This window comes from Salinicola sp. NYA28a, from assembly GCF_976982775.1.
Window position 1 is genome coordinate 3,467,943 of record NZ_OZ334582.1, and the last position, 25,499, is coordinate 3,493,441.

The following is a 25,499-nucleotide window of genomic DNA, read 5'->3' on the forward strand; positions in this document are numbered from 1 at the left end:
CGACCGGCGGCCTGATGCCTATCATCGACGACCGATACGCGGCCAGGTGTCGGCGAGACGGTAGCCGGCAGGCCACGGGTCACGCGGGTCGAGGGTGTGCTGATGTGTACCGGTGATGAAAGCTCGCCCCCGGATCAGCGGCGTCACCGCTTCCTTGTCGCCGACCCGCGTCGTGCCATCGAGCCGGCAGTAGAAGCGCGAGTCGATGATCGATTCACCGATGAAGGTCTCGCCCTGCTTGAGTTTGCCCTGTGCATGCAGCAGCGCCATGCGCGCCGAGCAGCCGGTTCCGGTGGGAGAACGATCGAGCTTGCCCGGCTGGATCGCCACCGTATTGCGGCCAAGCCAGGCATCACCCTCCCGCCTGAGCGGCGCGGCAATCTGGCAGAAAGAGACGTGCTTCCAGTCGGGATTGGTGGGGTGATGGAAACCGAACTGCGCGTTGACGGCATCGGTGATCCGAATGCCGGCCTCGACCAGATCCCGCGCTTCGTCCGGTTCCAGTCTGAAACCGAGGTCCTCGGCATTCACGATCACAAAGCTGTCGCCGCCGAATGCCGTGTCGACACGCAGCGTACCGAGCCCTTCCACCTCGAGCCGCAGGTCTCGCCGATCGACGAACGCCGGCAGATTGCGCACGGTGACGTCTAGCACCCGACCATTTTCGCAGCGCGCCACGGCCTCGATCAGACCACCGGGCGCTTCCAGCACCAGATGTGTCTCGGGCTCCTGCATCGGCAGGATCCCAGTTTCGAGCAGCACGGTCGCGACACAGAGACTGTTGGAGCCGGACATCGGTGGCGTGTCTTCCGGCTCCATGATGATCCAGCCCATCTGCGCCCGTGGATCCTTGGGCGGCACCAGCAGGTTGACGTGCCGGAAGACGCCGCCACGGGGTTCGTTGAGCATGAAGTTGCGCAGCGTTTCGTCACGCGCGATCCAGCGCGACTGCTCCCAGAGCGTCTCGCCGGGTGGCGGCGCCACGCCGCCGACGATGACATCCCCCACTTCTCCCTCGGCATGACAACTGACACTATGGATCACGCGAGTGGTCTGCATACGATTCTCCGATACTTCGTTATTTACCGAGTCATTCACCGACGCCCTGTCATTCACCCACACCCAAGTAGGCCTTCACGATCGATTCGTCTTCACGCAGCCTCGCCGCCTCGCCCTGCATGCGAATCTCGCCGTTCTCGATCACGTAGGCGTAATGCGCCAGCCGCAGCGCGAGCCGTGCGTTCTGCTCGACCAGCAGAATGGTGGTACCCGCTTCGTTCAGGCGCTTGATGATGCGCATGATGTCGGTAACGAGCTTCGGCGCCAGCCCCATGGAGGGTTCGTCGAGCAGCATCACGCTGGGGCCGTGCATCAGGGCACGCCCCATCGCCAGCATCTGCTGCTGACCGCCGGAGAGCAGCGAACCGTCCTGATGGCGACGCTCGTGCAGGATCGGGAACAGCTCATAGACTTCCTCGAGCCGTTGTCGCCGCAGCGCGTTGTCCTTGACCGTGAAGGCACCCAGTTCCAGGTTCTCCTTGACCGTCAGCCCGCGCAGGATACGCCGGCCTTCCGGCACGTGAACCACGCCGCGACGGGCGATCTCGTGAGCGGCCAGCGTGGCGATCGACTCCCCTTCCAGATGGACATCGCCGCGCCGGGCCCGCACCAGTCCAGATATGGTCTTGAGCGTGGTCGACTTGCCGGCCCCGTTGCTGCCCAGCAGGGTCACGATTTCCCCTTCATGGACATCCAGCGATACCCCACGCAACGCCTGGATCTGGCCGTAGAAGGCTTCGACATCGCGGATGCTCAGCCGTACCTTGCCAGGCCGCGTGACGCTTTCCGACCTATCGTTATCGGTTTGATTGAGGGTTTCCGTCACAGTGCCAGCTCCTCATCGTCCTGGCCGAGATAGGCCTCGATCACCTTGGGATCGTTCTGCACGGTGTGCGGGTCGCCTTCGGTGATCAGACTGCCGTGGTCGAGCACGCTGATACGCTCGGAGACGTTCATCACCAGGCTCATGTCATGCTCGATCAACAGCACGGCGACGCCGCGCTCGTCACGGATACGCCGGATCAACTCGATCAGCGCCTGCTTCTCGCCGCTGTTGAGACCTGCGGCCGGTTCATCGAGCAGCAACAGCTTGGGCTGGGTCGCCAATGCGCGGGCGATTTCGACACGCCGCTGATGACCGTAGGCAAGGTTGGTGGCCAGCCGGTCCTGATGCCCCAGCAGGCCGACGAAATCGAGGCACTCGAGGCTGGTTTCGAGAATTTGGCGCTCTTCGGCGCGCTGACTCGGTAGCCGAAGGACGGCGGCGAGGGCACCCGATCGCGTCCGGCAGTGCTGGCCGGCCATGACGTTCTCCAGCACCGACATTTCCCGGAACAGCCGGACGTTCTGGAAGGTCCGAGCGATGCCCAGACGCGTCACAGCGTGCGGCTTGCGCTTGACGATGGACTCGCCATCGAGAGTGATCTCCCCCTGCTGGGGGCGATAGAACCCGGTAATCACGTTGAACATCGATGTCTTGCCGGCCCCGTTGGGGCCGATCAGGCTATGAATGCGTCCCGGTTCAACGCCGAAATCGACGTCGTGCAGGACGGTGTTGCCGGCAAAGCTCAGCGACACCTGTTTCAGTTGCAGCAGCATCGCTTCCCCCTAGGATCGTTTCTCGGGCCAGATACCACTCGGCCGAAACAGCATGATCAGCAGCAGCAGCACGGCGAATATCAGCAGTCGCAAGGTGCCGAAGTCGCGCAGCAACTCGGGGCCTAGCACCACGATGAACGCGCCCAGAATGACGCCGGGTATCTTGCCCATGCCGCCCAGCACAACGGCCAGCAGAATCAGCACGGACTGCTGGAAGCTGAAGCTTTCCGGCGAGATGGCGCCCAGATTTACCGAGAAGAAGATGCCGCCGATCGCCCCGAAGATGGCGCCGATCACGTACGCCGCCAGCTTGGTTGCGACCCGGTTGATCCCCATCGCTTCGGCGGCATCTTCATCATGGCGGACATAGAGCCAGGCCCTGCCGAGACGCGAATCGAACAGCCGCTGGCTGGCAATATAGGCCAGCACCGCCAACACCACGAAGACGTAGTAGAAGTCGATCGAGCTATCGATGTGCCAACCGAACAGTGACGGTTCCGGGATATGCGAGAGGCCGCTGGCGCCACCGGTGATTTCGAGGTTTCGTGCGGTGAAGCGCACGATTTCGCCGAAACCCAGCGTCACGATCGCGAGATAGTCGCTGCGCAGGCGTAACGTCGGCCCGCCGATGATGACGCCGGCCAGCGCCGCCGCCATCAGCGCGAAGGGGATCGCCGCCCAGAAATTGACGCCGAACTGCTGCGTCAGAATGCCGATGGTATAGGCACCGACGGCGAAGAAGGCGGCGTAGCCGAGATCGAGCAGACCGGCGTAGCCGACCACGATATTGAGCCCCAGGCACAGCACCACGTAGAGCAGCGCGTTGGTCAGGATCACCGTGGTGTACTGACTCGAGATCCAGGGTGTGATGATCAGGATCGCAATGATGGCGAGATGAAGCGCTCGTCTCCGGCCTGGCGATTCGAACGCCGCGTAAAGACGCTGGAGCGGATTGCGTGGCCTAGGCTCGTGGGTATCGGGCCTCGTGGGGGGCGAATGTCTGTCCATGTCACATCCTCTCCACTTCGGATTTGCCCAGCAGGCCGGTGGGTTTGAACACCAGCACCAGAATCAGGATCGAGAAGGTGAAGACGTCCTTCCACTCGCTGCCGATGAACGGAATGTGCGTTCCGAAGGACTCCAGCAACCCCAGGATCAGACCGCCCAGCATGGCGCCGGTGATGCTGCCGATCCCGCCGATCACCGCGGCTGTGAATGCCTTGAGCCCGATCAGAAAGCCCATGAAGTACCAGATGCTGCCGTAATAGGCGCCGGCCATGGTGCCTGCGGCTGCCGCCAGCCCCGAGCCGATGAAGAAGGTCACCGCGATGACGGCGGAGACGTTGATCCCCATCATCCGGCACATGTCCTTGTCGATGGAGACCGCCCGCATGGCTCGGCCGTAAAGCGTCCTGGAGACGAACAGCTCGAGCGCGATCATCAATACCGCTGCGGTCGCCACCAGCACGATCTGGTTGTGGGAGAGAAAGAGATTACCGAGATTGAAGCCGCCGAACCCGAGATCGGTGCGAAACGCGGTGTACTGGCCGCCGGTCAGCGCCAGCGCTGCGTTCTGCAGCACCAGCGATACCGCCAGCGCCGTGATCAGGATAGACAGCCGAGGCGCGCCGAGCATCGGGTGGTACGCCACCCGTTCGATCACCACCCCCAGGCAGCCGACGGCGAGCATGGCCAGCAGCATCGCAACGAAGATGCCAAGCCAGCCGGCGCCGAGGAATCCGGAAACCAGGGAGAGGCCACCGAAGCCTGCGAAGGCGCCCGTCATGTAGAGATCGCCATGGGCGAAGTTGAGCAGTTTGATGACCCCGAACACCATGGTGTAACCGAGCGCCACCAGGGCATAGAAAGAGCCCAGCACCAGCCCGTCGACGAGCTGCTGCAGAAAAGAATCGTACCAGGTCATGGGCGTATGTCTCTGGGCAGCGGAAAGCGGATGAGGAGAGCGAGCGCGTCGCGGGTTTCACGCCCCGCGACGCGTGACGGCACCTTCGGTCCGAGCCGAGGCTCGAACCGAAGAGCGAGTCGTCATTCCTCGTAGCGAGTCCACTTGCCGCCCTGGCCCTCGAGCACCACGAAGTTGCTGCGTGCCAGCGTGTGCTGAGGCGTGAAGGAGATCGGACCGGCCAGCCACTCCTGCCCGTCGGCGCTGTTCAGCGCCTTGATGATGGCGTCGCCATCGGTGGAGCCGGCCTTGTCGATCGCCCAGGCCATCAGCTGCATGCCATCATAGGCGAGCGGCGCATACGGCCCCGGCGCATTGCCGAACCGGGACTCGTAGTCGCTGGTGAACTGCTTGGCGGCCGGCAGGAAGTCGGCTGTCGGGTTGGAGAATGCGAATACGCCCTCGGCAGCCTGACCGGCGATATTGAACAGTTCCGGTGAGTTGGATCCGTCACCCACGGCGATGGTGCCCTGGAAGCCACGCTGACGCAGCTGACGAATCAGCAGACCGCCATCGGCGTAGTAGGCTGTCCAGAAAACCGCTTCGGCACCGGAGCCACGGATCTTGTTGACCAGCGCGGAGAAGTCCTGCTCCCCCTTGTTGACGTATTCGAAGGCCGAGACGGTGTGACCGGCACCGGTCCAGGCGTCCCGGGTCAGATTGGCCAGATCCTGGGAATAGGCATCCCCCTGATTGACGATCGCCAGTTTCTCGATGTCCTTGCCTTCGAAGAACTCGAGCGCGGTCTTGGCCTGGTCGTCACCAGTGGAGTTGATCATTACCGCGTTGCCGGGGTTGGCCGGGATCAGTTGGGTTGAGTTGGCTGCCACGATCACGAACGGGATGTTGGCATCACCGTAGGTCTTGAGCGTCGGCTGGGTCGCACCGGAACAGTAGCCGCCCACCACACCGACGACCTCCTGCGAGGCCAGACGACTGGCGGCGTTGACCGACTGCTGCGGGTCGCAGGCCGTGTCTCCGGTGACCAGTTCGATCTGGCGTCCATTCAGCAGCCCACCGTCGGCGTTGATCTCGTCGGCGGCCAGCATCATGGCGTTGTACATGTCCTTGCCGTAGGTGGCTTCGGAGCCGGTAGTCGGCACCTGGACACCGATGGTGATGGGCCCGTCCTGCGCCATGGCGAGCGAACCGGCTGCCAGATTGACGACGGCCGCAGAGGCGATCAGTTTGAGGAATTTACCCATACAGCGATTACTCCCTTCAGCGATTGTTGTTTATTCGTACTGCAAAGGGGTCGGGCGGGCGCCCTTCCGTATTCGAGCCACATCGACAGCAGCGTCGAAGTCATCCTGCCATGGATGATTACATTCCGACACTATGCTTTTCGTAGACACTAGGGTGTTTGTATAAAATATACAAGAGCATGTCCGGCGAACTTGCCTACCCCCTGTTCACGCTATTCCAACCCTTGGCATCAAGGCATGGCGTGGATGGGCAGCGCGTCGTGCAGGAATCGTGCAGAAATAAAAAAGCACCCGACAACGATGCCGGGTGCTTGATCAGGCAAGACTTTCGAAAGCTCAGTAAGTGATGCCGACGTGTGTCTGGAAGCTGGTGTGCCAACCATCGTCGACCGGCGAGCCGAAGTAGTTAAGCCCGTTCTTGTTGGTGACGATATCGAACCAGGCATAGTAGCGTCCGGCGGTGATCTTCATGCCCAGGTCGTTGAGCATCGGATCATCCATATCGCCGAAGCCGCCGTTGATCGCGGAATAGTCGTCGGCAGGATCTATATAGCTGAAATCGTTGTAGAAGTAGAGATTCTCGATCGCGCCCCAGTCCACGTCCATGCTGTAAGCCAGACTCGCCGAGTACATCTCGCCCTCGGCCGGGATCAGATAGTTGAAGTTGAACGCGCCGATCTGGATGACGTTATCGGAAATGCCGGAAACCGACTCGTCCGGGTTCTCGGCATTGAACTCGTAGGTCGTGGCCTGGAGCTGTGTCATCCAGTTGCCGTAGCTGCCATCCATGCCAAGTGCGACTGCCCAGCTGTCGCCACTCTCGTGCGTCTGGTTGTTATAGAGCTGACCGCCCTTGGCCGACAGGTTCACCTCGGTGGTGTAATCCGTACCCTGATTGAAGGTGTAGGCAATGCGGGCAGCAAGCTGGTTCTCTTCGGTATTGCCCTGATCGCTACTGCCAATCGGATTGGCGCCGTAATCCCGGCTTATTCATGAGGCCGGCCCGAAAACGAAGATAGCGGATGGTATTCTCTTGAAAATTCAGTGTGTTCCGCCAAGAATCTGAACCAAGAGAGCCATCCGCTATGGGTGAAAGCCTATCCACCTGGACGCCCTCATGCAACGGCGCTGTCCGTGTCGAGCTGAGCGGCCAGCGCACTACCAGCGACAGCGGCGCTCTGCTGTTGCGTGAGGCCCTCGACAACAGCGGCGTGATTGAGGCGCTGGAAGACAATCTGGTCGATCGACGCCACCCGCTGCGCATCCTTCATTCGCTGGCCAGCCAGTTGCGTACCCTGGTGCTGCAGCGTGCGATGGGCTGGATCGACCTCAGCGATACCGACACGCTGCGCCGTGATCCGCTCTGGCAGCTGGCCTGCAGCGATGCGCGCGGGACAACGCCCCTGGCCCAGGACCGGCCCTCTCAAGCCACGCTGTCGCGGCTGCTGACCTGCCTCGGGCGCTGCGACAATATCGATGCCGTGCACGAAGGCCTGCTGCGACTGGTGATCTGGCGCCTGACCGCGCTGAAGAACGGCGAGCGCCCCAAGCAGCTGACGCTGGACATCGACGGCCTGCCGATCGAGGTCCACGGCCACCAGGGCGGCTCGGCCTATCATGGCCTGTACGGCGCGCGGATCTATTCACCGCTGGTCGCCTCGCTGGCAGAAACCGGCGACATGGTGGGCGGCCTGCTGCGCGAGGGCAACGCCGGCCCGGCCGAGAACGCCGACACCTGGATCCCGCATCTGGTGCGGCGACTCAACGAGAGCACCGGCGCCCAGGTTCGGGTGCGCATCGACGCCGGTTTCACCGACAACGCGACGCTGGAGGCCCTGGAAGAGTGCGACATCGAGTACCTGGGCCGACTGCGCAGTCACTCCGGCCTGCAGAAACTGGCGGCACCGCACCTGAAGCGGCCACCCGGCCGGCCACCCGAGCAGCCTCGCGAGTGGTGCCACGATCTGGAGTATCAAGCGGGCTCTTGGTCGGCACCGCGTCGCGTGGTGCTGGTGGTGCAGGAACGCCCCGATGACCTGCTGCTGCATGCCTTCTTCCTGGTCACCAACCTCGGCAAGTTCGACTGGCCGCCGGAGAAGGTCCTGGCGCTCTACCGCAAGCGCGGCAGCGCCGAGGCGCACATGGGCGAGGTGAAGTCGGCGCTCGACGTGCACCTCTCGTCGACCGATCGCGGCGCCTCCACCGTTCAGGACGTGATGGCACGCAACGAGGTGAGCCTGCTGCTCAGCCTCTACGCCTACCAGGTCCTGCATGGCCTGCGCTGCCTGCTGGAGCGGCAGACCCGGCAAGGCTGGAGCCTCAGCCGGATGCGCGAGCAGGTGCTGAAGGTCGCCGCCACGCTGAGACTGCACGCTCGGCGAATCACCGTTCATCTGGGTGCCGCCGCCGACAAGTGGTGGCCGACGCTGCTGAAGGGGCTGCCGAAGCTGACCGCACTGAGCTGACGCTTCTGCGAGACCACCACAGCATCAGAAAGCGAGCGACCGGAGCGGCGGGCGGCGATCACGGCTGCTTGGACGGTCGCCATTGATTCCAAAGAGCTATAAGGAAGCGGGGAAATTTCAGCGTTTTGGCATTACTCAACAGCTATTCGCGCTGAAGAAGCCGATCCTGATAAGCGATGCCACCAGTCAGTACCTTCAGACCGCTCAATCAGCACCCTCGTGAATGAGGCGGGGTAATGATCGTTCTCGTCGCCGAGCTGGTCGCTCTTGAAGAAGGCCAGGCTGGTATCCCAGGCGCCCTGGCTGTGATTCCAGGCAACACCGGCATTCTGGTTGTCATTGAACCCGGCCAGATACGGCAGCGTGCCGTACCAACCGAGATAGCCGTAATCCATGTTGCCGAACGGCGTCTGGAACAGCCCCAGCTTGACACTGTCGTTATCGCTGAACTGATAGGCCGCCCAGGCGTGATGCAGGAAATTGTAGTCGTCGTATAAACGGTACTGGAAAGAGTACGACAGCGGCCCTTCGCCACCGTCCATCCCGAGAATGAATTTCCCGAAATCGACGTCGCCCGTGGTGTCCTTGCTGGCTTCGTCCCAGTCGTTGAAAGTGTAACCAAGTTCGACGAGCCCAGTGAACTGTGGCGTACCCACCTCGTCCAGCAGGGAGCGGTTTTCTTCGGCGATCTGACGAGTCTGAACACTATCTGCCTGCTGGCTGGCCCGCTGTTCCGCCAATTGCTGCTGCAGTTGCTGAACCTGCTGCTGCAACGCATCGAGCCGGCGTTGAATGGCTTCGCTGTCTTGAGGGGATTGCGCCAGTGCTGACGGTACGCACGCCATCATGCCCACGGCAATACCGAGGGACTTGAAGTTCTTCAAAGTCACGGCGGTCTCGATAACCAAGTGCAACACCCGAACTGTTAGCTAAGGTGTTGTCATGACTCATTGCTATCACCATCTCTGCGCCGAAGAGAGAGCTGCCATCATGTTGATGCAGGCAACTCATTCCATCCGATCCATGGCCCGCCATTTGGGTCGAGCTCCCAGCACCGTCTCGCGAGAGCTTCGGCGTCATACCCTTGCTACATGCCATCACTACGATGCGTCGCTGGCAGGCCATCGAGCACGGTTGACCCGTGAACAACCGCGCCGCCTGCCGAAACTCTGCCCTGACGGAGAACTCTTCGAATTCGTGCTTCACCGGCTCAGGCGATACTGGTCACCGCAGCAGATAGGCCGCACACTCAAGCGTATGAATCCGGATGATCCCAACCGTCAAATATCGCACGAGAGCATCTACAACGCGCTTTATGTTATGCCGCGTGGGTCGCTCAAGAAAGAACTCATCGCTTGCCTGCGGCAAGGCCAGAGCAAGCGTCGTCCCCGGAGTCGTGGGCGGGATCGGCGCCAGCAAATTCCAGATCTGGTCAGCATCCATCTACGCCCAGCCTCAATTGAAGATCGTGTCATGCCCGGCCACTGGGAAGGCGATCTGATCATGGGGGCGGACAACCGTAGTGCGATTGGTACACTCGTCGAGCGGACCACTCGGTTGGTGATACTGGCAAGGATGGATGGCACGACGGCCACCGCGGCGTCAGTCGCTTTTAGCGATAAGCTAAATGACGTTCCTCGCGCTCTTCGTTTGTCGATGACTTACGATCAGGGGCGAGAGATGACACGCCATGCTGAGATTACTCAGAAGACGGGTACAGCGATTTATTTCGCTGATCCACACAGCCCCTGGCAGCGGGGAAGTAACGAAAATACGAATGGACTACTACGGCAGTATTTTCCCAAAGGCACGGATCTCTCGGTGTACAGCCAGGAGGAATTGGATGCGGTGGCTGACGAGCTCAATGAACGCCCTCGTCAAACGCTGGGTTGGCGGCCACCCCTTGAGGTTTTTACGGAAGTCCTGCAGCGCTCTGTTGCTGGGCAGGGCAATCGTGTCCACTACGCTCTGTCTGAAAAATAGACCCGTAAACAGCGCTCGATGCAGGCCAGCGTGACCATGGCACGGTAACTTTTTGCCAGCTTGTCGTAGCGAGTACAAAGTCGCCGCTTTTCCTTCATCCAGCCAAATAGACGCTCTATCACATTGCGACGCCGATAACGCGGGCGCTCGAACAGGCGGGGTAGTCCTGGCTTGGGGCGACGGTGCATCTGTCGGTGCCGGATCGTCGGTCGTATTCCGTACCGGTCGCAGTAGCGACGCAATCGATCACTATCGTAACCTCGGTCGGCCAGCAGATGGCGGCAGCGCTTGCGGGGACGTCCCGTATGACCTGGCAAGCGGATCTGCTCCATGACAGGAACGAGATAGCGTGAATCGGCATGCTGACCAGGCGATAGCAGGAAGCTCAGGGGAACGCCATTGGCATCGCAAACCAGGTGAATCTTGGTGGTCAGGCCGCCTCGGCTTCGTCCAAGCGCATGGCCTACCCGTTCTCCAGAGCCCCTTTTTTACTGCCACCAGCGGCAGAGCGAGTCGCTCGAATCGAGGTGGAGTCCACCATCCAGGTATCGAGATCCATGTAACCATCTTCCCGAAGCTTCAGGTGAAGGCGTGACAGGCTGCGTTCGAGTGTGCCGTCATCTCGCCACTGACGAAAGCGCTGGTAGACCGTTTTCCATGGGCCGAAGCGTTCGGGCAGATCCCGCCATTTGGCGCCGGAACAGAGGATCCAGAAGATGCCGTTGAGCATCTGCCGGTCATCGCGGCGTGGGCGTCCACGCCCAGCGGGCGTGCCAGGCGAAACGATATCTTCAATCAATGTCCAACCCTGATCGGAAATCTCGTAACGTCCTGCCATGACAATACCTCCAAGTCTGAGGGAGGAAAGGCTAGCAAGACATCATTTTTCAGACAAAGCGTAGCGTTGCGCTTGGAACTTGAGACCGCCCACGTTGTCGTTCCCTTGTACGAATTCTAAGGTCTTGATAGGAAGCAGTGAGGAGCTATTGTTAGCCTGCTTCGCTTTTACCGTAACAAATCTGTTACGGTCCTTAAACCTTTGTCGTATGGGAGAGGTGCCTCGGAGAAGTTGCAGGCAAGGAACTGATTGGGTTTCGGACGGAATTGATCGCCAGCTTGGATGACCGTGACTACCCTTACTTCATGCCACAGCTTATCGCATCAGGCAGTTGGTCGCTTCGGAGCATGACCAACCTAACATCAAATATCATTCAAGGGAGAATACAGTGGCCAATACGACTTCTTCCGGCGGTGCAGGGAGCATTTTTGCCAAGCTCGTCGGAATCATTGTTGCGCTCGTTGGTCTGGCTCTGGGAGCCGGCGGCGCTTACTTGGCGACGCTAGGCGGTTCCTGGTACTACCTTATCGCCGGTGTGCTGATGCTGGTTGCTGGCATCCAACTGTTTCGCAACCAGATTTCCGGCGCCGTTATTTACGGGATCGTCTTTATCGGTACCTTCCTGTGGGCGGCCTGGGAATCGGGGCTGAATTACTGGCGCTGGATTCCTCGGCTGGATATCGTGCTGATCCTGGCCATTCTGGTCGCGCTGGTTATCCCAGCGCTGAAGAACGGCCCCTCCCGCAAGGCCGGATTCTCGCTGGCAGGCGTCCTGTTTCTGGGCCTGGTGGTGGCCGGCGCGCTAGCGTTCCTTCCCAACCGCGGCTACGAGCATCTCGAGGATGTACCTGCGATAGCCGATGCATCGCTATCGACGGATGTCGGCAACGCCCAGCCAGCCGATACGCCGGCTCCGGGCGACTGGGCCGCCTATGGTCGTGACTCGGCGGCCACGCGCTACTCGCCTCTCGAGCAGATCACGCCGGATAACGTCGGCGACCTGCAGGTGGCCTGGCAGTATCGTACCGGTGACATTCTCGATCATCGCTGGGGCGCTGAAACTACACCGCTGAAAATCGGGAACGATGTTTTTCTGTGCACATCGCGCAACATCCTGATCTCCCTGGACGCTGCAACCGGCGAGGAGAACTGGCGCTACGATCCGCAGGTTTCCGAGGACGCCATCCCCTACACGGCTGCATGCCGCGGCGTGACGTATTACGAAGTGCCGGAAGATCAATCGTCGAACGCGGGTCAATCAGCGGACCCGAGCCAGTCCACGGCAGCAAACGAGCCACAAGGCAACGATGAAGCCCAGGCGCCGGACAGCGAGGCATCGCAGAACCAGATGGCCGTCACTTCGAATGACGACCAGTCCTGCCAGGCGCGCATCATTTCGGGCACCCTTGACGGCCGCCTGATCGAAGTCGATGCCGCGACCGGCGAACCGTGCACCGGCTTCGGTGACAATGGTCAGGTGGATATCAAGCGCAATATGGGCGAGACGCCGGAAGGGTATGTCTCCATCAACTCAGCGCCTGTCGTCGTGCGCAACGTGCTCGTCACGGGTCACCAGGTCCTGGATGGCCAGCGTCGCTATCCGCCCTCCGGCGTGATCAAGGGCTATGACGTCGTAACCGGCGAGCTACTCTGGGCGTGGGATGCTGGCCGTCCGGATCAGAGCGAACCCCTGAGCGGCGATGAAACCTATGTGCGCGGCTCTCCCAACATGTGGACGACCGCTGTCGGTGACAGCAAGCTCGGCCTGGTTTATCTGCCGATGGCCAACAGCGCTGGCGATTACTGGAGCAGTTCGCGAACGCCCGAGGAAAACGAGTGGGCCAGTTCGATGATTGCCCTGGACGTCGAAACCGGCCTGCCGAAATGGCATTTCCAGACGGCGCACAAGGACGTCTGGGATTACGATCCGGGCTCACAGCCGACATTGATCGACTTCCCCACCGACAATGGCAAGGTGCCGGCATTGGTCATGCCGACCAAGCAGGGCGAGATCTACGTCTTCAACCGTGAGACGGGTGAGCTGCTGGGCGGCGGCGCCGAAGAGCGCCCGGTTCCCCAGGGCGGCGCCGAGCCGGAGCAGCGCAGCAAGACGCAACCTTTCTCGCTCTACGCAACACTGCGTCAGCCGGACATCGACGAGAAGGATATGTGGGGCATGACCCCATTCGACCAATTGTTCTGCCGCATTCAGTATCATCAGGCCAGTTGGAAGGGCATGTATACCCCGCCGACCGCCGAGCAGCCGTGGATCCAGTACACCGGATACAACGGCGGCTCCGACTGGGGTAGCGTGGCGATCGACCCGCGTCGCGGTGTCATCATTGCCAACTACAACGACATGCCCAACTACAACGAACTCGTACCGCGTGACGTCGCCAACAAACTGGGCTGGGTGCCCCGCGAGGAACAGCAGGAAGATAGTGGTGGCGCCGAGGGTGCCGGTGATCCGCAGGCCAATACGCCGTATGCGATCAACGTCAACGCTGGATGGCGTGTGCCTTACACCGGCATGCTCTGCAAGCAGCCGCCGTATGGTCATATCCGCGCCATCGATCTGGCCAGCGGCGATACGCTATGGGATCGGCCGCTAGGCACGGCCCGTGCCAACGGCCCGTGGGGCATTCGTTCAGGGCTACCCATCGATATCGGCACGCCCAACAATGGCGGCTCCGTGGTGACCGCTGGTGGCTTGATCTTTATTGCTGCCGCGACTGACGATCTCATTCGTGCCATCGACATCGAAAGTGGCAAGACAGTGTGGCAGGCTCCGCTACCGGCGGGCGGCCAAGCCAACCCGATGGCGTATGAAGCCAATGGACGTCAGTACGTCGTTATCGTCGCCACCGGGCACCACTTCATGGAAACCCCTTCCGGTGACTATGTGATCGCCTATGCACTCCCGAAAAGTGACGATAGCTGATCAATGGCTTTAGCCAGCACCACTCCCTGTCGGGATAAAATCCGTGCGGGGAGTTGGTAATAAAATAAGTGTTATAAAGGATTAACGGGCGGTGGTGTCGTGGACATCACCGCCCGTTCTTTTATTGCGAAATAGTGATAGTGAAGGCCAAGGCTATCTCGATACTCAACTATTAGACGTTTCATATCGATAGCAATGAAAAGCCCGAGCGCCGTAAGCACGGCACTCGGGCCTTTTCTCCATGATCGCCTGATTAGTTTTCAGGTAAACCATGGTGATAAACGCAGAGTTTTTCCTCTCACCCTACGCGGGCACCATGACAGAATTAATTCTGCGCATCCTCTGCCTGATCCTGAATGTCTTCGCCAGCATCTTCCATCGTGCTGCCTGCGTTGTCCACGGCGTCATCGACCGACTCTCCGGCTTCCTCTGCTGGCCCTTCGTCGTTATCGCAAGCCACAACGCCAAATGCCATCAGGCCCAGTAGCATAGCCATTGCCATTTTTTTCAATAGGTCAGTGCGCATCTCGCATTCTCCTGAGCAACTGCTTCCATGTATTTGCCCTAACAACCATAGCCACAGATTGCGGAATCAGCCAACTTCAAAGCAGCCTTCCCTAATTTCTCCTAATTATTCGAAAATGGGCAAAAGTGTCTGCTTCTGGCGTCAAGGGGTTCCGTCCCTTGCCATGAGATATCAAGAATGGCGCTAGCGAAGTAACGGAGGGCTCTCTTCAAGCTCACCCTTATCCACATACCCATACGGGCTTCGCCATGAGGCCACCAAGTCATCGCGATGCCGCTATGACAGGCTGGGTGGCCCGTGACGTTTCTTGCGGACATAAAAAAACCCCAGCCTTGTGGGCTGGGGTTTCGGGATAGATGCCTGACGATGACGGGGGCGGCCACCCGTCGTCCGGCGCTCTCCATGGGAGACCCCTAAACGAATGAACCCCGACCAATGGCCGGGGTTCGAAATAAGTGCCTGACGATGACCTACTCTCACATGGGGAGACCCCACACTACCATCGGCGCTAAGCGGTTTCACTACTGAGTTCGGCATGGATCAGGTGGTTCCCGCTTGCTATGGTCGTCAGGCAAAACTGACGTCGGGATGCGTGGCGTGACTGCAAATTGCCATCATCCCAACCGATTCGGATCATGCTGACTGAGACACGTCTCGCCTGCCCGCTCTACGAGGCAGGGCGTATCCAGTCTGTCGGTGATCATCACCGACCGCACGCGGTACGTCTCGTACCGGTGTCGTAAACCCCTTGGGGTTATATGGTCAAGCCTCACGGGGCATTAGTACACGTTAGCTCAACGCCTTGCAGCGCTTCCACACCGTGCCTATCAACCAGCTAGTCTTGCTGGACCCTTTAGGAGACTCGAAGTCTCGGGGAGATCTCATCTTGAAGAAGGCTTCCCGCTTAGATGCTTTCAGCGGTTATCCCGTCCGCACATAGCTACCCGGCGATGCCACTGGCGTGACAACCGGAACACCAGAGGTGCGTCCACTCCGGTCCTCTCGTACTAGGAGCAGCACTTCTCAAATCTCCAACGCCCACGGCAGATAGGGACCGAACTGTCTCACGACGTTCTAAACCCAGCTCGCGTACCACTTTAAATGGCGAACAGCCATACCCTTGGGACCGACTTCAGCCCCAGGATGTGATGAGCCGACATCGAGGTGCCAAACACCGCCGTCGATGTGAACTCTTGGGCGGTATCAGCCTGTTATCCCCGGAGTACCTTTTATCCGTTGAGCGATGGCCCTTCCATACAGAACCACCGGATCACTAGAACCTACTTTCGTACCTGCTCGACGTGTCTGTCTCGCAGTTAAGCACCCTTATGCTCTTGCACTCAATGCACGATTTCCAACCGTGCTGAGGGTACCTTCGTGCTCCTCCGTTACGCTTTCGGAGGAGACCGCCCCAGTCAAACTACCCACCACACACTGTCCTCACACCGGATCACGGTGCCAAGTTAGAACGCCAATGATGCCAGGCTGGTATTTCAAGGTTGGCTCCACCGGAACTAGCGTCCCGGTTTCCAAGCCTCCCAGCTATCCTACACAAGCAACATCAGCGTCCAGTGTGAAGCTATAGTAAAGGTTCACGGGGTCTTTCCGTCTAGCCGCGGGTACACAGCATCTTCACTGCGATTTCAATTTCACTGAGTCTCGGGTGGAGACAGCGTGGCCATCATTACGCCATTCGTGCAGGTCGGAACTTACCCGACAAGGAATTTCGCTACCTTAGGACCGTTATAGTTACGGCCGCCGTTTACCGGGGCTTCGATCAAGAGCTTCGCCCGAGGGCTAACACCATCAATTAACCTTCCGGCACCGGGCAGGCGTCACACCCTATACGTCCGCTTACGCGTTAGCAGAGTGCTGTGTTTTTAATAAACAGTTGCAGCCACCTGGTATCTTCGACCGGTTCAAGCTCGGGACGCGAGGTCCTTCACCCTAAGCCGGCGCACCTTCTCCCGAAGTTACGGTGCCATTTTGCCTAGTTCCTTCACCCGAGTTCTCTCAAGCGCCTTGGGATTCTCACCCTGACCACCTGTGTCGGTTTGGGGTACGGTCGCATGTGATCTGAAGCTTAGAGGCTTTTCCTGGAAGCGTGGCATCGATGACTTCCGGACCGTAGTCCGTTCGTCTCGTCTCTCGGCCTAAAGGACCCGGATTTGCCTAAGTCCTCAGCCTACTGACTTTCACCAGGACAACCAACGCCTGGCTCACCTAGCCTTCTTCGTCCCCCCATCGCAATCACATCCGGTACGGGAATATTAACCCGTTTCCCATCGACTACGCTTTTCAGCCTCGCCTTAGGGGCCGACTCACTCTGCTCTGATTAGCATAGAACAGAAAACCTTGGTCTTCCGGCGGGGGAGTTTTTCACTCCCCTTGTCGTTACTCATGTCAGCATTCGCACTCGTGATATCTCCAGCATGCTTCTCAACACACCTTCACAGACTTACACGACGCTCCTCTACCGCGCATCCAGAGGATGCACCCGTAGCTTCGGCATCTGGTTTGAGCCCCGTTACATCTTCCGCGCAGGCCGACTCGACTAGTGAGCTATTACGCTTTCTTTAAAGGATGGCTGCTTCTAAGCCAACCTCCTAGCTGTCTATGCCTTCCCACATCGTTTCCCACTTAACCAGAATTTGGGGGCCTTAGCTGACGGTCTGGGTTGTTTCCCTTTTCACGACGGACGTTAGCACCCGCCGTGTGTCTCCCACGCTCTACTCACCGGTATTCGGAGTTTGCCTCGGGTTGGTAACCCGGGATGGGCCCCTAGCCGAAACAGTGCTCTACCCCCGGCGGTAATACGTGAGGCGCTACCTAAATAGCTTTCGAGGAGAACCAGCTATCTCCGAGCTTGATTAGCCTTTCACTCCGATCCACAGCTCATCCCAGCATTTTTCAACATACTTGGGTTCGGGCCTCCAGTTGATGTTACTCAACCTTCACCCTGGCCATGGATAGATCGCCCGGTTTCGGGTCTATATCCAGCGACTGGTCGCCCAGTTAAGACTCGATTTCTCTACGCCTCCCCTATACGGTTAAGCTCGCCACTGAATATAAGTCGCTGACCCATTATACAAAAGGTACGCGGTCACAGAACGAGTCTGCTCCCACTGCTTGTACGCACACGGTTTCAGGATCTATTTCACTCCCCTCTCCGGGGTTCTTTTCGCCTTTCCCTCACGGTACTGGTTCACTATCGGTCAGCCAGGAGTATTTAGCCTTGGAGGATGGTCCCCCCATGTTCAGTCAGGGTTTCACGTGCCCCGACCTACTCGATTTCACACATTCAGGTTTTCGACTACGGGGCTATCACCCACTATGGCCGGCCTTTCCAGGCGCGTTCGTCTAACCAGTCACATGCTTAAGGGCTACTCCCCGTTCGCTCGCCGCTACTGGGGGAATCTCGGTTGATTTCTTTTCCTCGGGGTACTTAGATGTTTCAGTTCTCCCGGTTCGCTTCCCAACACCTATGGATTCAGTGTGGGATATCCAGCTTGTGCTGGATGGGTTTCCCCATTCGGAAATGTCCGGGTCGCAGGTTGTTTGCCACCTCACCGAACCTTATCGCAGGCTACAACGTCCTTCATCGCCTCTGGCTGCCAAGGCATCCACCGTGTGCGCTTAATCGCTTGACCATATAACCCGAAGGAGTCTGGTCAGTGATTAATCATTCGACAATTGCCGGATACGCTTGAGACGTATCTCGTTTTGCTCTTCTCTAGAGAGAAGAACTGTCAGCATGATCCAAATTGTTAAAGAGCGTTTAGAGCGATAAGCTCTAAGCTGTAAGCTGTAAGCTTGCTGTCACGAGTGTTTCATCGTCACGTCAAGCGTATAGCTTAAAACTTATGGTCAGACTGTCGGGTTGCGCTTGTCTCTCGGTTGTCGCGAGAGAGTGGTGGAGCCTAGCGGGATCGAACCGCTGACCTCCTGCGTGCAAGGCAGGCGCTCTCCCAGCTGAGCTAAGGCCCCGGATAGACAGATCGTAAAAAGAACCAAGAAGACTTTCTCTTTTATTTGATCTATTTAATTTTATTCAGATCGAGGCATTTCGGGGCGACGCATAGCCTGCTATGCGAGTCACGAAATAACGTGGAACTGGATAAAATTTGGTGGGTCTGGGCAGACTCGAACTGCCGACCTCACCCTTATCAGGGGTGCGCTCTAACCAACTGAGCTACAGACCCAAACAGTCTTGCTCTGGCCGATCAGGTAATTGATTGTGAGCGCTTGAACCACGCTAAGCTAATCGTTTAAGGAGGTGATCCAGCCGCAGGTTCCCCTACGGCTACCTTGTTACGACTTCACCCCAGTCATGAACCACACCGTGGTGATCGCTCTCCCGAAGGTTAAGCTAACCACTTCTGGTGCAGTCCACTCCCATGGTGTGACGGGCGGTGTGTACAAGGCCCGGGAACGTATTCACCGTGACATTCTGATTCACGATTACTAGCGATTCCGACTTCACGGAGTCGAGTTGCAGACTCCGATCCGGACTGAGGCCGGCTTTCTGGGATTCGCTCCACCTCGCGGTCTCGCAACCCTTTGTACCGGCCATTGTAGCACGTGTGTAGCCCTACCCGTAAGGGCCATGATGACTTGACGTCGTCCCCACCTTCCTCCGGTTTGTCACCGGCAGTCTCCTTAGAGTTCCCGACATTACTCGCTGGCAAATAAGGACAAGGGTTGCGCTCGTTACGGGACTTAACCCAACATTTCACAACACGAGCTGACGACAGCCATGCAGCACCTGTCTCAGAGTTCCCGAAGGCACGAAGGCATCTCTGCCAACTTCTCTGGATGTCAAGGGTAGGTAAGGTTCTTCGCGTTGCATCGAATTAAACCACATGCTCCACCGCTTGTGCGGGCCCCCGTCAATTCATTTGAGTTTTAACCTTGCGGCCGTACTCCCCAGGCGGTCGACTTATCGCGTTAACTGCGCCACTAAGTCCTTAAAGGTCCCAACGGCTAGTCGACATCGTTTACGGCGTGGACTACCAGGGTATCTAATCCTGTTTGCTACCCACGCTTTCGCACCTCAGTGTCAGTGTCAGGCCAGAAGGCCGCCTTCGCCACTGGTATTCCTCCCGATCTCTACGCATTTCACCGCTACACCGGGAATTCTACCTTCCTCTCCTGCACTCTAGCCTGGCCGTTCCGGATGCCGTTCCCAGGTTGAGCCCGGGGCTTTCACAACCGGCGTGCCAAGCCACCTACGCGCGCTTTACGCCCAGTAATTCCGATTAACGCTCGCACCCTCCGTATTACCGCGGCTGCTGGCACGGAGTTAGCCGGTGCTTCTTCTGCGAGTGATGTCTTTCCTCTGGGGTATTAACCCAGAGGCTTTCTTCCTCGCTGAAAGTGCTTTACAACCCGAAAGCCTTCTTCACACACGCGGCATGGCTGGATCAGGCTTTCGCCCATTGTCCAATATTCCCCACTGCTGCCTCCCGTAGGAGTCTGGGCCGTGTCTCAGTCCCAGTGTGGCTGATCATCCTCTCAGACCAGCTACGGATCGTCGCCTTGGTAAGCCGTTACCTTACCAACTAGCTAATCCGACATAGGCTCATCCGATAGCGCGAAGTCCGAAGATCCTCCGCTTTCTCCCGTAGGACGTATGCGGTATTAGCGTGGGTTTCCCCACGTTATCCCCCACTACCGGGCAGATTCCTATGCATTACTCACCCGTCCGCCGCTCGCCACCAGGGAGCAAGCTCCCCGTGCTGCCGCTCGACTTGCATGTGTTAGGCCTGCCGCCAGCGTTCAATCTGAGCCATGATCAAACTCTTCAGTTTAAAGTCTGATAGTCCTTACTTCTCTCGATCCGAAGATAGAGTGAAAAGCGGACCAAACTTGGTTCAAGGTCAAACGAATCTTGACGAGTCGCTTGCCTCGATATGTCGTGACTGGCTGTCACGCGAGAACAAGCGCCCACATCAATTACCTGATCGATTGTTAAAGAGCGTCCCTACTTGAAGCGTTTCGCTTCTGCCGTCAAACCCAAGTGCTTGTCAGCGCTTGTTTTCTGGACCGCCGTAAGGAGTGGCGTATTTTAAGGATCTTGGCGGCGATGTCAACATCTTTTTTTCGTTGAATCCCGCTGGCTCCGGTCAAACCTGGTGGAGCCGATCCTTCGAAGAACTGGGAAGCGATCTTACCGGCTTCACCGCCTTGCGTCAACCGATTTATTCAATCAAATCAAACGCTTGGCCTTCTTCTCCGCTGCCTCCAAAACCCTGTCTCGGCGTCAGCGGATGCGTACTTTACGGATCCGATGCCCGCTTGGCAAGCCCCTGACTCAAAAAAAGTGAAATCGATAACAATTACCTGACACGATAGGCTCAAAGCACGCCTCTGACCGCGTCGTCAGCAGTGCCTCAAGCCTGGCGCAACAGCACGACGAGCTGCTTCGGCCCGTGCACGCCATAGACCAGCGTCTGCTCGATATCGGCCGTCTTGCTCGGCCCCGAGATCAGCAGCGCATTGGTCGGCATCCGATCTGCCCAGCATTTGTCGCGCAGCACATCGAAGAAGGTGTCGTGAACATGGTCGGCATCCAATACCGCGATATGGAGCGGCGGCACCAGGCTCAACCGCCGCGGCTCGTCCGGTGTAGGCCATAGGAAGAGACTGCCGGTTTCGGCGATACCGCCCAGAGTCGATGTCAGGCCCGCATCGACATCCTCGAACTGCTCCCGACTCCAGCTTTCAATATCCCGATCGGCGTCGACCACTTCGATGTCATGCGCCGCCAGCGTTCCTCGAGCCTCGCTAGCCACGTCATGGAGACGCCCCAACGCCAGCGTTCCGACTCCTTTGTCGGCCAGGACCTGAACCAGAGCCCGAGCCCAGTCCGCGCGGGACGTCCTCACCACCTCGCCTCGTACGGCCGTGATCATCGCTTCGAAACGCGCCAGCCGCTCTTCCCGGTTCCAGCCTCGCGCCGTCATGACGGCAAAGTCGCTGGTCGGAACCGCAATATCGCCATCCAGGCGTTGGCGCAGGCGTTCGAGAATCGCTTCCCTTGCACTCATGAGTCGCTCTCCGTTCGGCACCGCTCTCGCATCATGCCATGCAGTGTCTTGCTCGCGGGTTTGGGCGCCACGCGATAGTCCGTCCATGGCGGCAGGTGGCCGGGAGATAGCCGGCGAAAGCGCCCGGCCACTCCCGTACCCAACCTCCAGAAAGCGGGATGCGTCGCTACCCACTGCCAGCTTTTCCAGGCCGCGACTTCTTTGGCATTACGCTTGACGCCGGCACCCGGCACGTTGCCTCGCCCCTCGCCAACGGACTCCTTGCGCAGCCGCACCAGCAGATCGGGAATCGGAATCTTGACCGGACAGACTTCGCCGCAGGCGCCACACAGACTGGACGCACTGGGTAGATCGCGCGTCGCATCCAGCCCCAGCAAGTGCGGCATCAGAATCTTGCCGATGGGCCCCGGATACGTCGTGCCGTAGGCGTGCCCGCCGACACGCGTGTAGACCGGACAATGATTCATGCAGGCACCGCAGCGGATGCAGCGCAGCGTATCGAGCAGTTCGTCGTCCTGATAGATACGTGACCGGCCATTGTCGACCAGCACCAGATGGACCTCTCGCGGGCCGTCGTGCTCTTCGGTCCTGCGCGGCCCGGAGATCATGTTGAAGTAGGTCGTCACCGGCTGCCCGGTGGCAGAGCGCGTCAGCAAGGCATAGAGAGGCGCGACATCCTGCAGATGCTCGACGACTTTCTCGATCCCCGTCACCGCGATATGCACCGGCGGCACCGTGGTGGTCAGCCGCCCATTGCCCTCGTTTTCCACCAGGCAAAGCGTGCCGGTCTCTGCCACCGCAAAATTGACACCGGAAAGCCCCACGTCCGCGGTCAGGAAGCGTTCTCTGAGCTGAGCCCTCGCTGCCGCCGTCAGCGTATCGGCATCCAGCGTTCGCGCGATGCCGGTCTTGTCATGCATGAGATCGGCGATCTCGCCGGTATTCTTGTGGATCGCCGGCATGATGATGTGCGATGGCGTTTCGTGGGCCATCTGCACCAGGTATTCACCGAGATCCGACTCCAGCGCCTCGATGCCCGCCGCTTCGAGATGCGCGTTCAGGTGCATCTCCTCGGAAACCATCGACTTGCCCTTGATCATCCGCCTGGCGCCCCGCGATTCGCAGAGCTTTCGAATGATGCGGCAGGCCTCGTCGCCATTTTCTGCCCAGTGAACCTGGATACCGTTGGCCTGACAGTTGCGCTCGAGCTGCTCGAGCAGGTCCGGCAGCCTGGCCAGCGCTCGGGCGCGCACATTGGCGCCCAGCTGACGCAGCGTCTCGAGATCCCACTCGGCAAAGACATCCCGACGCTTGCGCATCAGCCCATCCATTGCGCTGCGAAAGTTGTCTCGGATCTGCGGATTGTTGAGCGCATCGTGCGCCTGCGCATGGAAATGCCGCGGGTCGAACGTCTGGACCTCCGGCGTCGCCGCCCCGCCCTGAAGCGTTTCTTTGGGGGATTTGGCCGTCGAAGGCGTATTCATGCCGTGCGCCTCCATAGATAGCTGGCGATATGCTCGCCACGCAGCGCGCGCCGTTCATGCTGGAGATGACCATCGATATTCATCAGACAGCCGCAATCGGACGTCACGAAGTGCTCCGCCTCCGCGGCTTCGAGCGCCGCACCTTTGTCGGCCACCATCGCCGCGGAAACTTCCGGGTGACGCACGGCAAAGGTGCCGCCGAACCCACAGCATTCCGCGGCGCGCGCCTGCTCGACCAGCGTCACATTACTCAGTTGCTGAAGTAGCTGCGGCCCCGTCTCCGCCAGCCCCATCTCCCGCCGAGCGCTGCACGACGTATGCATCGCCAGTCGCTGCGGTTCTCCCCGGTCGACCAGCCGCACGTGGCAGACATGGACCAGGAATTCGGTCAGTTCGAAGACTCGCGACGCTACCGCTTCTGCCTGCGCTTGGCGTTCGCTATCCGCAAAGAGCTGAGCGTAGTGCGTGCGCATCATTCCGCCGCAGGAGCCCGACGGCACGATGATCGGCCACGGTTCCGGGAACAGATCGAGTTGCGCGGCAGCGACGGCACGCGCTTCGTCATGATAGCCGGACGTGTAGGCGGGCTGACCGCAGCAGGTCTGATCGTCCGGGTAGATGACCTCGACTCCCTCCCGCTCGAGCAGGTGAACGACATCCATCCCCGCCTCGGGATAGAAGAGATCGATCAGACAGGTGCCGAACAGATAAACCTTCTCGGGCTTGGCGGGATAGAGCTTGACTGGCGTCATGTCATGGTCCTGGTTCGTCGGGATTCTGCCGTGGGCGCTGGACAACGCCTTCGCAAGCCCGCTTTGGTTTTACCAATTGACACTTTAATTTCATCCCATTATTACCGCTCAGAAATGAGGGTCAAACGAAAGCCCGCGAATTCCCGCTCCACGCCCTTATACTTTGGTTTATCTGCCGTTATAAAGCGCATTTCTCTGACCGGACATCTTTGAAAGATGCCAGAATATTGGTAAAACCAATTTCAAACTACCACCAGGAGTCCGACCAGTGGCCTACCCCTCCGTCAGACAACCTCGCTTGGCCGACGTCATTACCGAACGCCTCGAGGCAATGATCCTCGAGGGCAGCCTCAAGCCCGGCCATCGCCTGCCGGCCGAACGAGAGCTGGCCGAGCGCTTTGGCGTTTCCCGCCCCTCGTTGCGCGAGGCCATCCAGAAGCTGGCCGCTCGCGGCCTTCTGACCAGTCGGCAGGGTGGCGGTACCTATGTCAGCGAACGTCTCGCCGACAGTTATGGCGACCCCATGCTGGAGATGCTGTCACGCCACGAGGAGTTTCATCTGGACGTGCTGGAATTCCGCGACGCCATGGAAGGAATTACCGCCTACCACGCGGCGATGCGGGCGACACCAGCAGACAAGGAGATGCTGCAACGGCGATTCGAGGCACTGGATAGAAGCTACAAGGACCCTGACCAGCAGAGCGATCCGCTACGCGAAGCCAAGGCCGACGCCGCCTTTCATCTGGCCATTGCCGAGGCGGCGCACAATGTCCTGATGCTGCACACCATCCGCGGTCTCTTTCACCTGCTGGAGAAGAGCATCGTGGCCAACCTCGCGCATCTGTTCGAGCGCCCCAACGCCCGCGAACGACTGATGGCACAGCACCGCGCCCTGCTCGAGGCAATTCTGGAAGGCCGCGCCGAGGACGCCCGCACACTGGCGCACGAGCATCTCGACTACGTCAAGGCGGGACTGATGGACCTGCAGCGCGCCGAATCTCGAGCCCGGCGCGCCGAAAGGCGATCGCAGTTGCTGAACGACCGCCGCGATAGTTGATCACTCGCCGGTCAGATGCTGATCCTTCAGCTTGACGTAGTTGGCGGCAGAGTAGGCGAAGAACTCCCGCTCCGCAGGCTTGAGTTCACGTAGCGGCTTGGCGGGGTTACCGGCATAGACATAGCCGCTCTCCAGGACCTTGCCGGGTGGCACCATGGCGCCGGCAGCGATGATCACCTCGTCTTCGACCACGACCCCATCCAGCACGACGGCGCCCATCCCGACCAGCACGCGATTACCGATTTTGCAGCCATGCAGCGTGGCCTGGTGGCCGATAGTGACCTCGTCCCCGATCACCAGAGGATGGCCGCCCGGGTTGTAGTCGCTGGCGTGGGTGCAGTGCAGTACGCAGCCGTCCTGCACGCTGGTCCGCGCGCCGATACGAATGCGATGCACATCGCCACGAATGACCGCCATCGGCCATACCGAGCAGTCATCGCCCAGCGCGACGTCCCCCAGCACGACGCTGGTGTCATCGATGAACACCCGCTCGCCAAGGCTGGGCGTGACGCCCTGAAACGTTCGAATTGCCATGGTTTTCACTCCTGTTGCTATCCAGAATACGTTGGACTATCGGA

The 25,499-nt window shown here is 59.4% G+C and carries 18 protein-coding genes, 2 tRNA genes and 3 rRNA genes; 4 read left to right on the plus strand and 19 right to left on the minus strand.

Going from position 1 to position 25,499, the window contains the following annotated elements; all coding sequences use genetic code 11:
* Window positions 1-21: 21 nt before the first annotated feature.
* From ACWHY3_RS15635 to ACWHY3_RS15665, 7 genes are all read right to left on the minus strand, one after another.
* Window positions 22-1,059 (minus strand): trans-3-hydroxy-L-proline dehydratase, encoded by a 1,038-nt coding sequence (locus tag ACWHY3_RS15635; protein ID WP_087718310.1) that lies wholly within the window; start codon window positions 1,057-1,059, stop codon window positions 22-24.
* A 49-nt stretch (window positions 1,060-1,108) separates the two neighbouring features.
* Window positions 1,109-1,885, minus strand: a complete 777-nt coding sequence (locus ACWHY3_RS15640; protein WP_087718311.1) for an ABC transporter ATP-binding protein — start codon at window positions 1,883-1,885, stop codon at window positions 1,109-1,111.
* Window positions 1,882-2,658, minus strand: coding sequence for an ABC transporter ATP-binding protein (locus ACWHY3_RS15645; protein ID WP_087718312.1), 777 nt, complete (start codon window positions 2,656-2,658; stop codon window positions 1,882-1,884). Before ACWHY3_RS15645 ends, ACWHY3_RS15640 begins: the two co-directional genes overlap by 4 nt.
* A 9-nt stretch (window positions 2,659-2,667) precedes the next feature.
* Entirely contained in the window at window positions 2,668-3,666 is a 999-nt protein-coding gene (locus ACWHY3_RS15650; protein ID WP_087718313.1) for a branched-chain amino acid ABC transporter permease, read from the minus strand.
* 1 nt (window position 3,667) lies between these two features.
* A complete protein-coding gene (locus ACWHY3_RS15655; protein ID WP_087718314.1) occupies window positions 3,668-4,582 on the minus strand; it encodes a branched-chain amino acid ABC transporter permease in 915 nt (304 codons plus the stop codon).
* Between the two features lie 122 nt (window positions 4,583-4,704).
* A complete protein-coding gene (locus ACWHY3_RS15660) occupies window positions 4,705-5,826 on the minus strand; it encodes a branched-chain amino acid ABC transporter substrate-binding protein (RefSeq protein WP_087718315.1) in 1,122 nt (373 codons plus the stop codon).
* 336 nt (window positions 5,827-6,162) lie between these two features.
* On the minus strand, window positions 6,163-6,696 hold the full coding sequence (locus ACWHY3_RS15665; protein ID WP_303855240.1) for a hypothetical protein: 534 nt from the start codon (window positions 6,694-6,696) through the stop codon (window positions 6,163-6,165).
* A gap of 215 nt (window positions 6,697-6,911) precedes the next feature.
* Here ACWHY3_RS15665 and ACWHY3_RS15670 point away from each other — a divergent pair, with 215 nt between their 5' ends.
* The gene (locus tag ACWHY3_RS15670) at window positions 6,912-8,291 is read left to right on the plus strand and encodes an IS1380 family transposase (RefSeq protein WP_399590022.1); all 1,380 of its coding nucleotides are present in this window, start codon (window positions 6,912-6,914) and stop codon (window positions 8,289-8,291) included.
* Window positions 8,292-8,422: 131 nt separating this feature from the next.
* On the opposite strand, the gene ACWHY3_RS15675 is transcribed toward ACWHY3_RS15670, so the two are convergent.
* Window positions 8,423-9,181 carry a hypothetical protein gene (locus ACWHY3_RS15675; protein ID WP_448126929.1) on the minus strand — a complete coding sequence of 253 codons (759 nt, stop codon included), beginning with the start codon at window positions 9,179-9,181 and terminating at the stop codon, window positions 8,423-8,425.
* 52 nt (window positions 9,182-9,233) lie between these two features.
* On the opposite strand from ACWHY3_RS15675, the gene ACWHY3_RS15680 reads away from it, so the two are divergent.
* Window positions 9,234-10,274, plus strand: a complete 1,041-nt coding sequence (locus ACWHY3_RS15680; protein WP_448126930.1) for an IS30 family transposase — start codon at window positions 9,234-9,236, stop codon at window positions 10,272-10,274.
* Here the strand turns inward: ACWHY3_RS15680 and ACWHY3_RS15685 are convergent.
* A protein-coding gene (locus ACWHY3_RS15685) for an IS5 family transposase (protein WP_110650779.1) occupies window positions 10,253-11,112 on the minus strand; the annotation gives its coding sequence in 2 pieces (ribosomal slippage) (window positions 10,253-10,743 and window positions 10,743-11,112; 861 coding nt in all). The genes ACWHY3_RS15680 and ACWHY3_RS15685 overlap by 22 nt on opposite strands.
* Window positions 11,113-11,500: 388 nt before the next feature.
* On the opposite strand from ACWHY3_RS15685, the gene ACWHY3_RS15690 reads away from it, so the two are divergent.
* Complete coding sequence (locus tag ACWHY3_RS15690; protein ID WP_448126931.1) at window positions 11,501-14,053, plus strand: membrane-bound PQQ-dependent dehydrogenase, glucose/quinate/shikimate family; 2,553 nt, start codon at window positions 11,501-11,503, stop codon at window positions 14,051-14,053.
* A 325-nt stretch (window positions 14,054-14,378) separates the two neighbouring features.
* Here the strand turns inward: ACWHY3_RS15690 and ACWHY3_RS15695 are convergent, their stop codons facing one another.
* The 9 genes from ACWHY3_RS15695 to ACWHY3_RS15735 form a co-directional block, all read right to left on the minus strand.
* The gene (locus ACWHY3_RS15695) at window positions 14,379-14,579 is read right to left on the minus strand and encodes a hypothetical protein (RefSeq protein ID WP_087718319.1); all 201 of its coding nucleotides are present in this window, start codon (window positions 14,577-14,579) and stop codon (window positions 14,379-14,381) included.
* Between the two features lie 457 nt (window positions 14,580-15,036).
* Window positions 15,037-15,151, minus strand: a 5S ribosomal RNA gene (rrf, locus tag ACWHY3_RS15700).
* Window positions 15,152-15,337: 186 nt separating this feature from the next.
* Window positions 15,338-18,229, minus strand: a 23S ribosomal RNA gene (locus ACWHY3_RS15705).
* A 261-nt stretch (window positions 18,230-18,490) separates the two neighbouring features.
* Window positions 18,491-18,566: transfer RNA gene (locus ACWHY3_RS15710), tRNA-Ala, on the minus strand.
* 138 nt (window positions 18,567-18,704) lie between these two features.
* Window positions 18,705-18,781: transfer RNA gene (locus ACWHY3_RS15715), tRNA-Ile, on the minus strand.
* A 67-nt stretch (window positions 18,782-18,848) separates the two neighbouring features.
* Window positions 18,849-20,389 (minus strand): 16S ribosomal RNA (locus tag ACWHY3_RS15720).
* The 16S, 23S and 5S rRNA genes sit together here with 2 tRNA genes alongside, the layout of an rRNA operon.
* 582 nt (window positions 20,390-20,971) lie before the next feature.
* Window positions 20,972-21,628, minus strand: a complete 657-nt coding sequence (locus ACWHY3_RS15725; protein WP_087720399.1) for a LutC/YkgG family protein — start codon at window positions 21,626-21,628, stop codon at window positions 20,972-20,974.
* Window positions 21,625-23,112, minus strand: coding sequence for a LutB/LldF family L-lactate oxidation iron-sulfur protein (locus ACWHY3_RS15730; protein ID WP_448126932.1), 1,488 nt, complete (start codon window positions 23,110-23,112; stop codon window positions 21,625-21,627). The genes ACWHY3_RS15725 and ACWHY3_RS15730 overlap by 4 nt, the downstream gene beginning before the upstream one ends.
* Complete coding sequence (locus ACWHY3_RS15735) at window positions 23,109-23,864, minus strand: (Fe-S)-binding protein (RefSeq protein ID WP_071231405.1); 756 nt, start codon at window positions 23,862-23,864, stop codon at window positions 23,109-23,111. The genes ACWHY3_RS15730 and ACWHY3_RS15735 overlap by 4 nt, the downstream gene beginning before the upstream one ends.
* A gap of 268 nt (window positions 23,865-24,132) precedes the next feature.
* Between ACWHY3_RS15735 and ACWHY3_RS15740 the strand changes: the two genes are divergently transcribed.
* A complete protein-coding gene (locus ACWHY3_RS15740; RefSeq protein WP_071231406.1) occupies window positions 24,133-24,921 on the plus strand; it encodes a GntR family transcriptional regulator in 789 nt (262 codons plus the stop codon).
* Here the strand turns inward: ACWHY3_RS15740 and ACWHY3_RS15745 are convergent, their stop codons facing one another.
* Window positions 24,922-25,455, minus strand: a complete 534-nt coding sequence (locus ACWHY3_RS15745; protein ID WP_448126933.1) for a gamma carbonic anhydrase family protein — start codon at window positions 25,453-25,455, stop codon at window positions 24,922-24,924.
* Window positions 25,456-25,499 lie beyond the last annotated feature (44 nt).

Coding starts and splice junctions, on each gene's coding strand:
- ACWHY3_RS15635 (WP_087718310.1), bottom strand. CDS start 1,059: ATGCAGACCACTCGCGTGATCCATAGTGTCAGTTGTCATGCCGAGGGA.
- ACWHY3_RS15645 (WP_087718312.1), bottom strand. CDS start 2,658: ATGCTGCTGCAACTGAAACAGGTGTCGCTGAGCTTTGCCGGCAACACC.
- ACWHY3_RS15650 (WP_087718313.1), bottom strand. CDS start 3,666: ATGGACAGACATTCGCCCCCCACGAGGCCCGATACCCACGAGCCTAGG.
- ACWHY3_RS15655 (WP_087718314.1), bottom strand. CDS start 4,582: ATGACCTGGTACGATTCTTTTCTGCAGCAGCTCGTCGACGGGCTGGTG.
- ACWHY3_RS15660 (WP_087718315.1), bottom strand. CDS start 5,826: ATGGGTAAATTCCTCAAACTGATCGCCTCTGCGGCCGTCGTCAATCTG.
- ACWHY3_RS15670 (WP_399590022.1), top strand. CDS start 6,912: ATGGGTGAAAGCCTATCCACCTGGACGCCCTCATGCAACGGCGCTGTC.
- ACWHY3_RS15680 (WP_448126930.1), top strand. CDS start 9,234: ATGACTCATTGCTATCACCATCTCTGCGCCGAAGAGAGAGCTGCCATC.
- ACWHY3_RS15695 (WP_087718319.1), bottom strand. CDS start 14,579: ATGCGCACTGACCTATTGAAAAAAATGGCAATGGCTATGCTACTGGGC.
- ACWHY3_RS15725 (WP_087720399.1), bottom strand. CDS start 21,628: ATGAGTGCAAGGGAAGCGATTCTCGAACGCCTGCGCCAACGCCTGGAT.
- ACWHY3_RS15730 (WP_448126932.1), bottom strand. CDS start 23,112: ATGAATACGCCTTCGACGGCCAAATCCCCCAAAGAAACGCTTCAGGGC.
- ACWHY3_RS15735 (WP_071231405.1), bottom strand. CDS start 23,864: ATGACGCCAGTCAAGCTCTATCCCGCCAAGCCCGAGAAGGTTTATCTG.
- ACWHY3_RS15745 (WP_448126933.1), bottom strand. CDS start 25,455: ATGGCAATTCGAACGTTTCAGGGCGTCACGCCCAGCCTTGGCGAGCGG.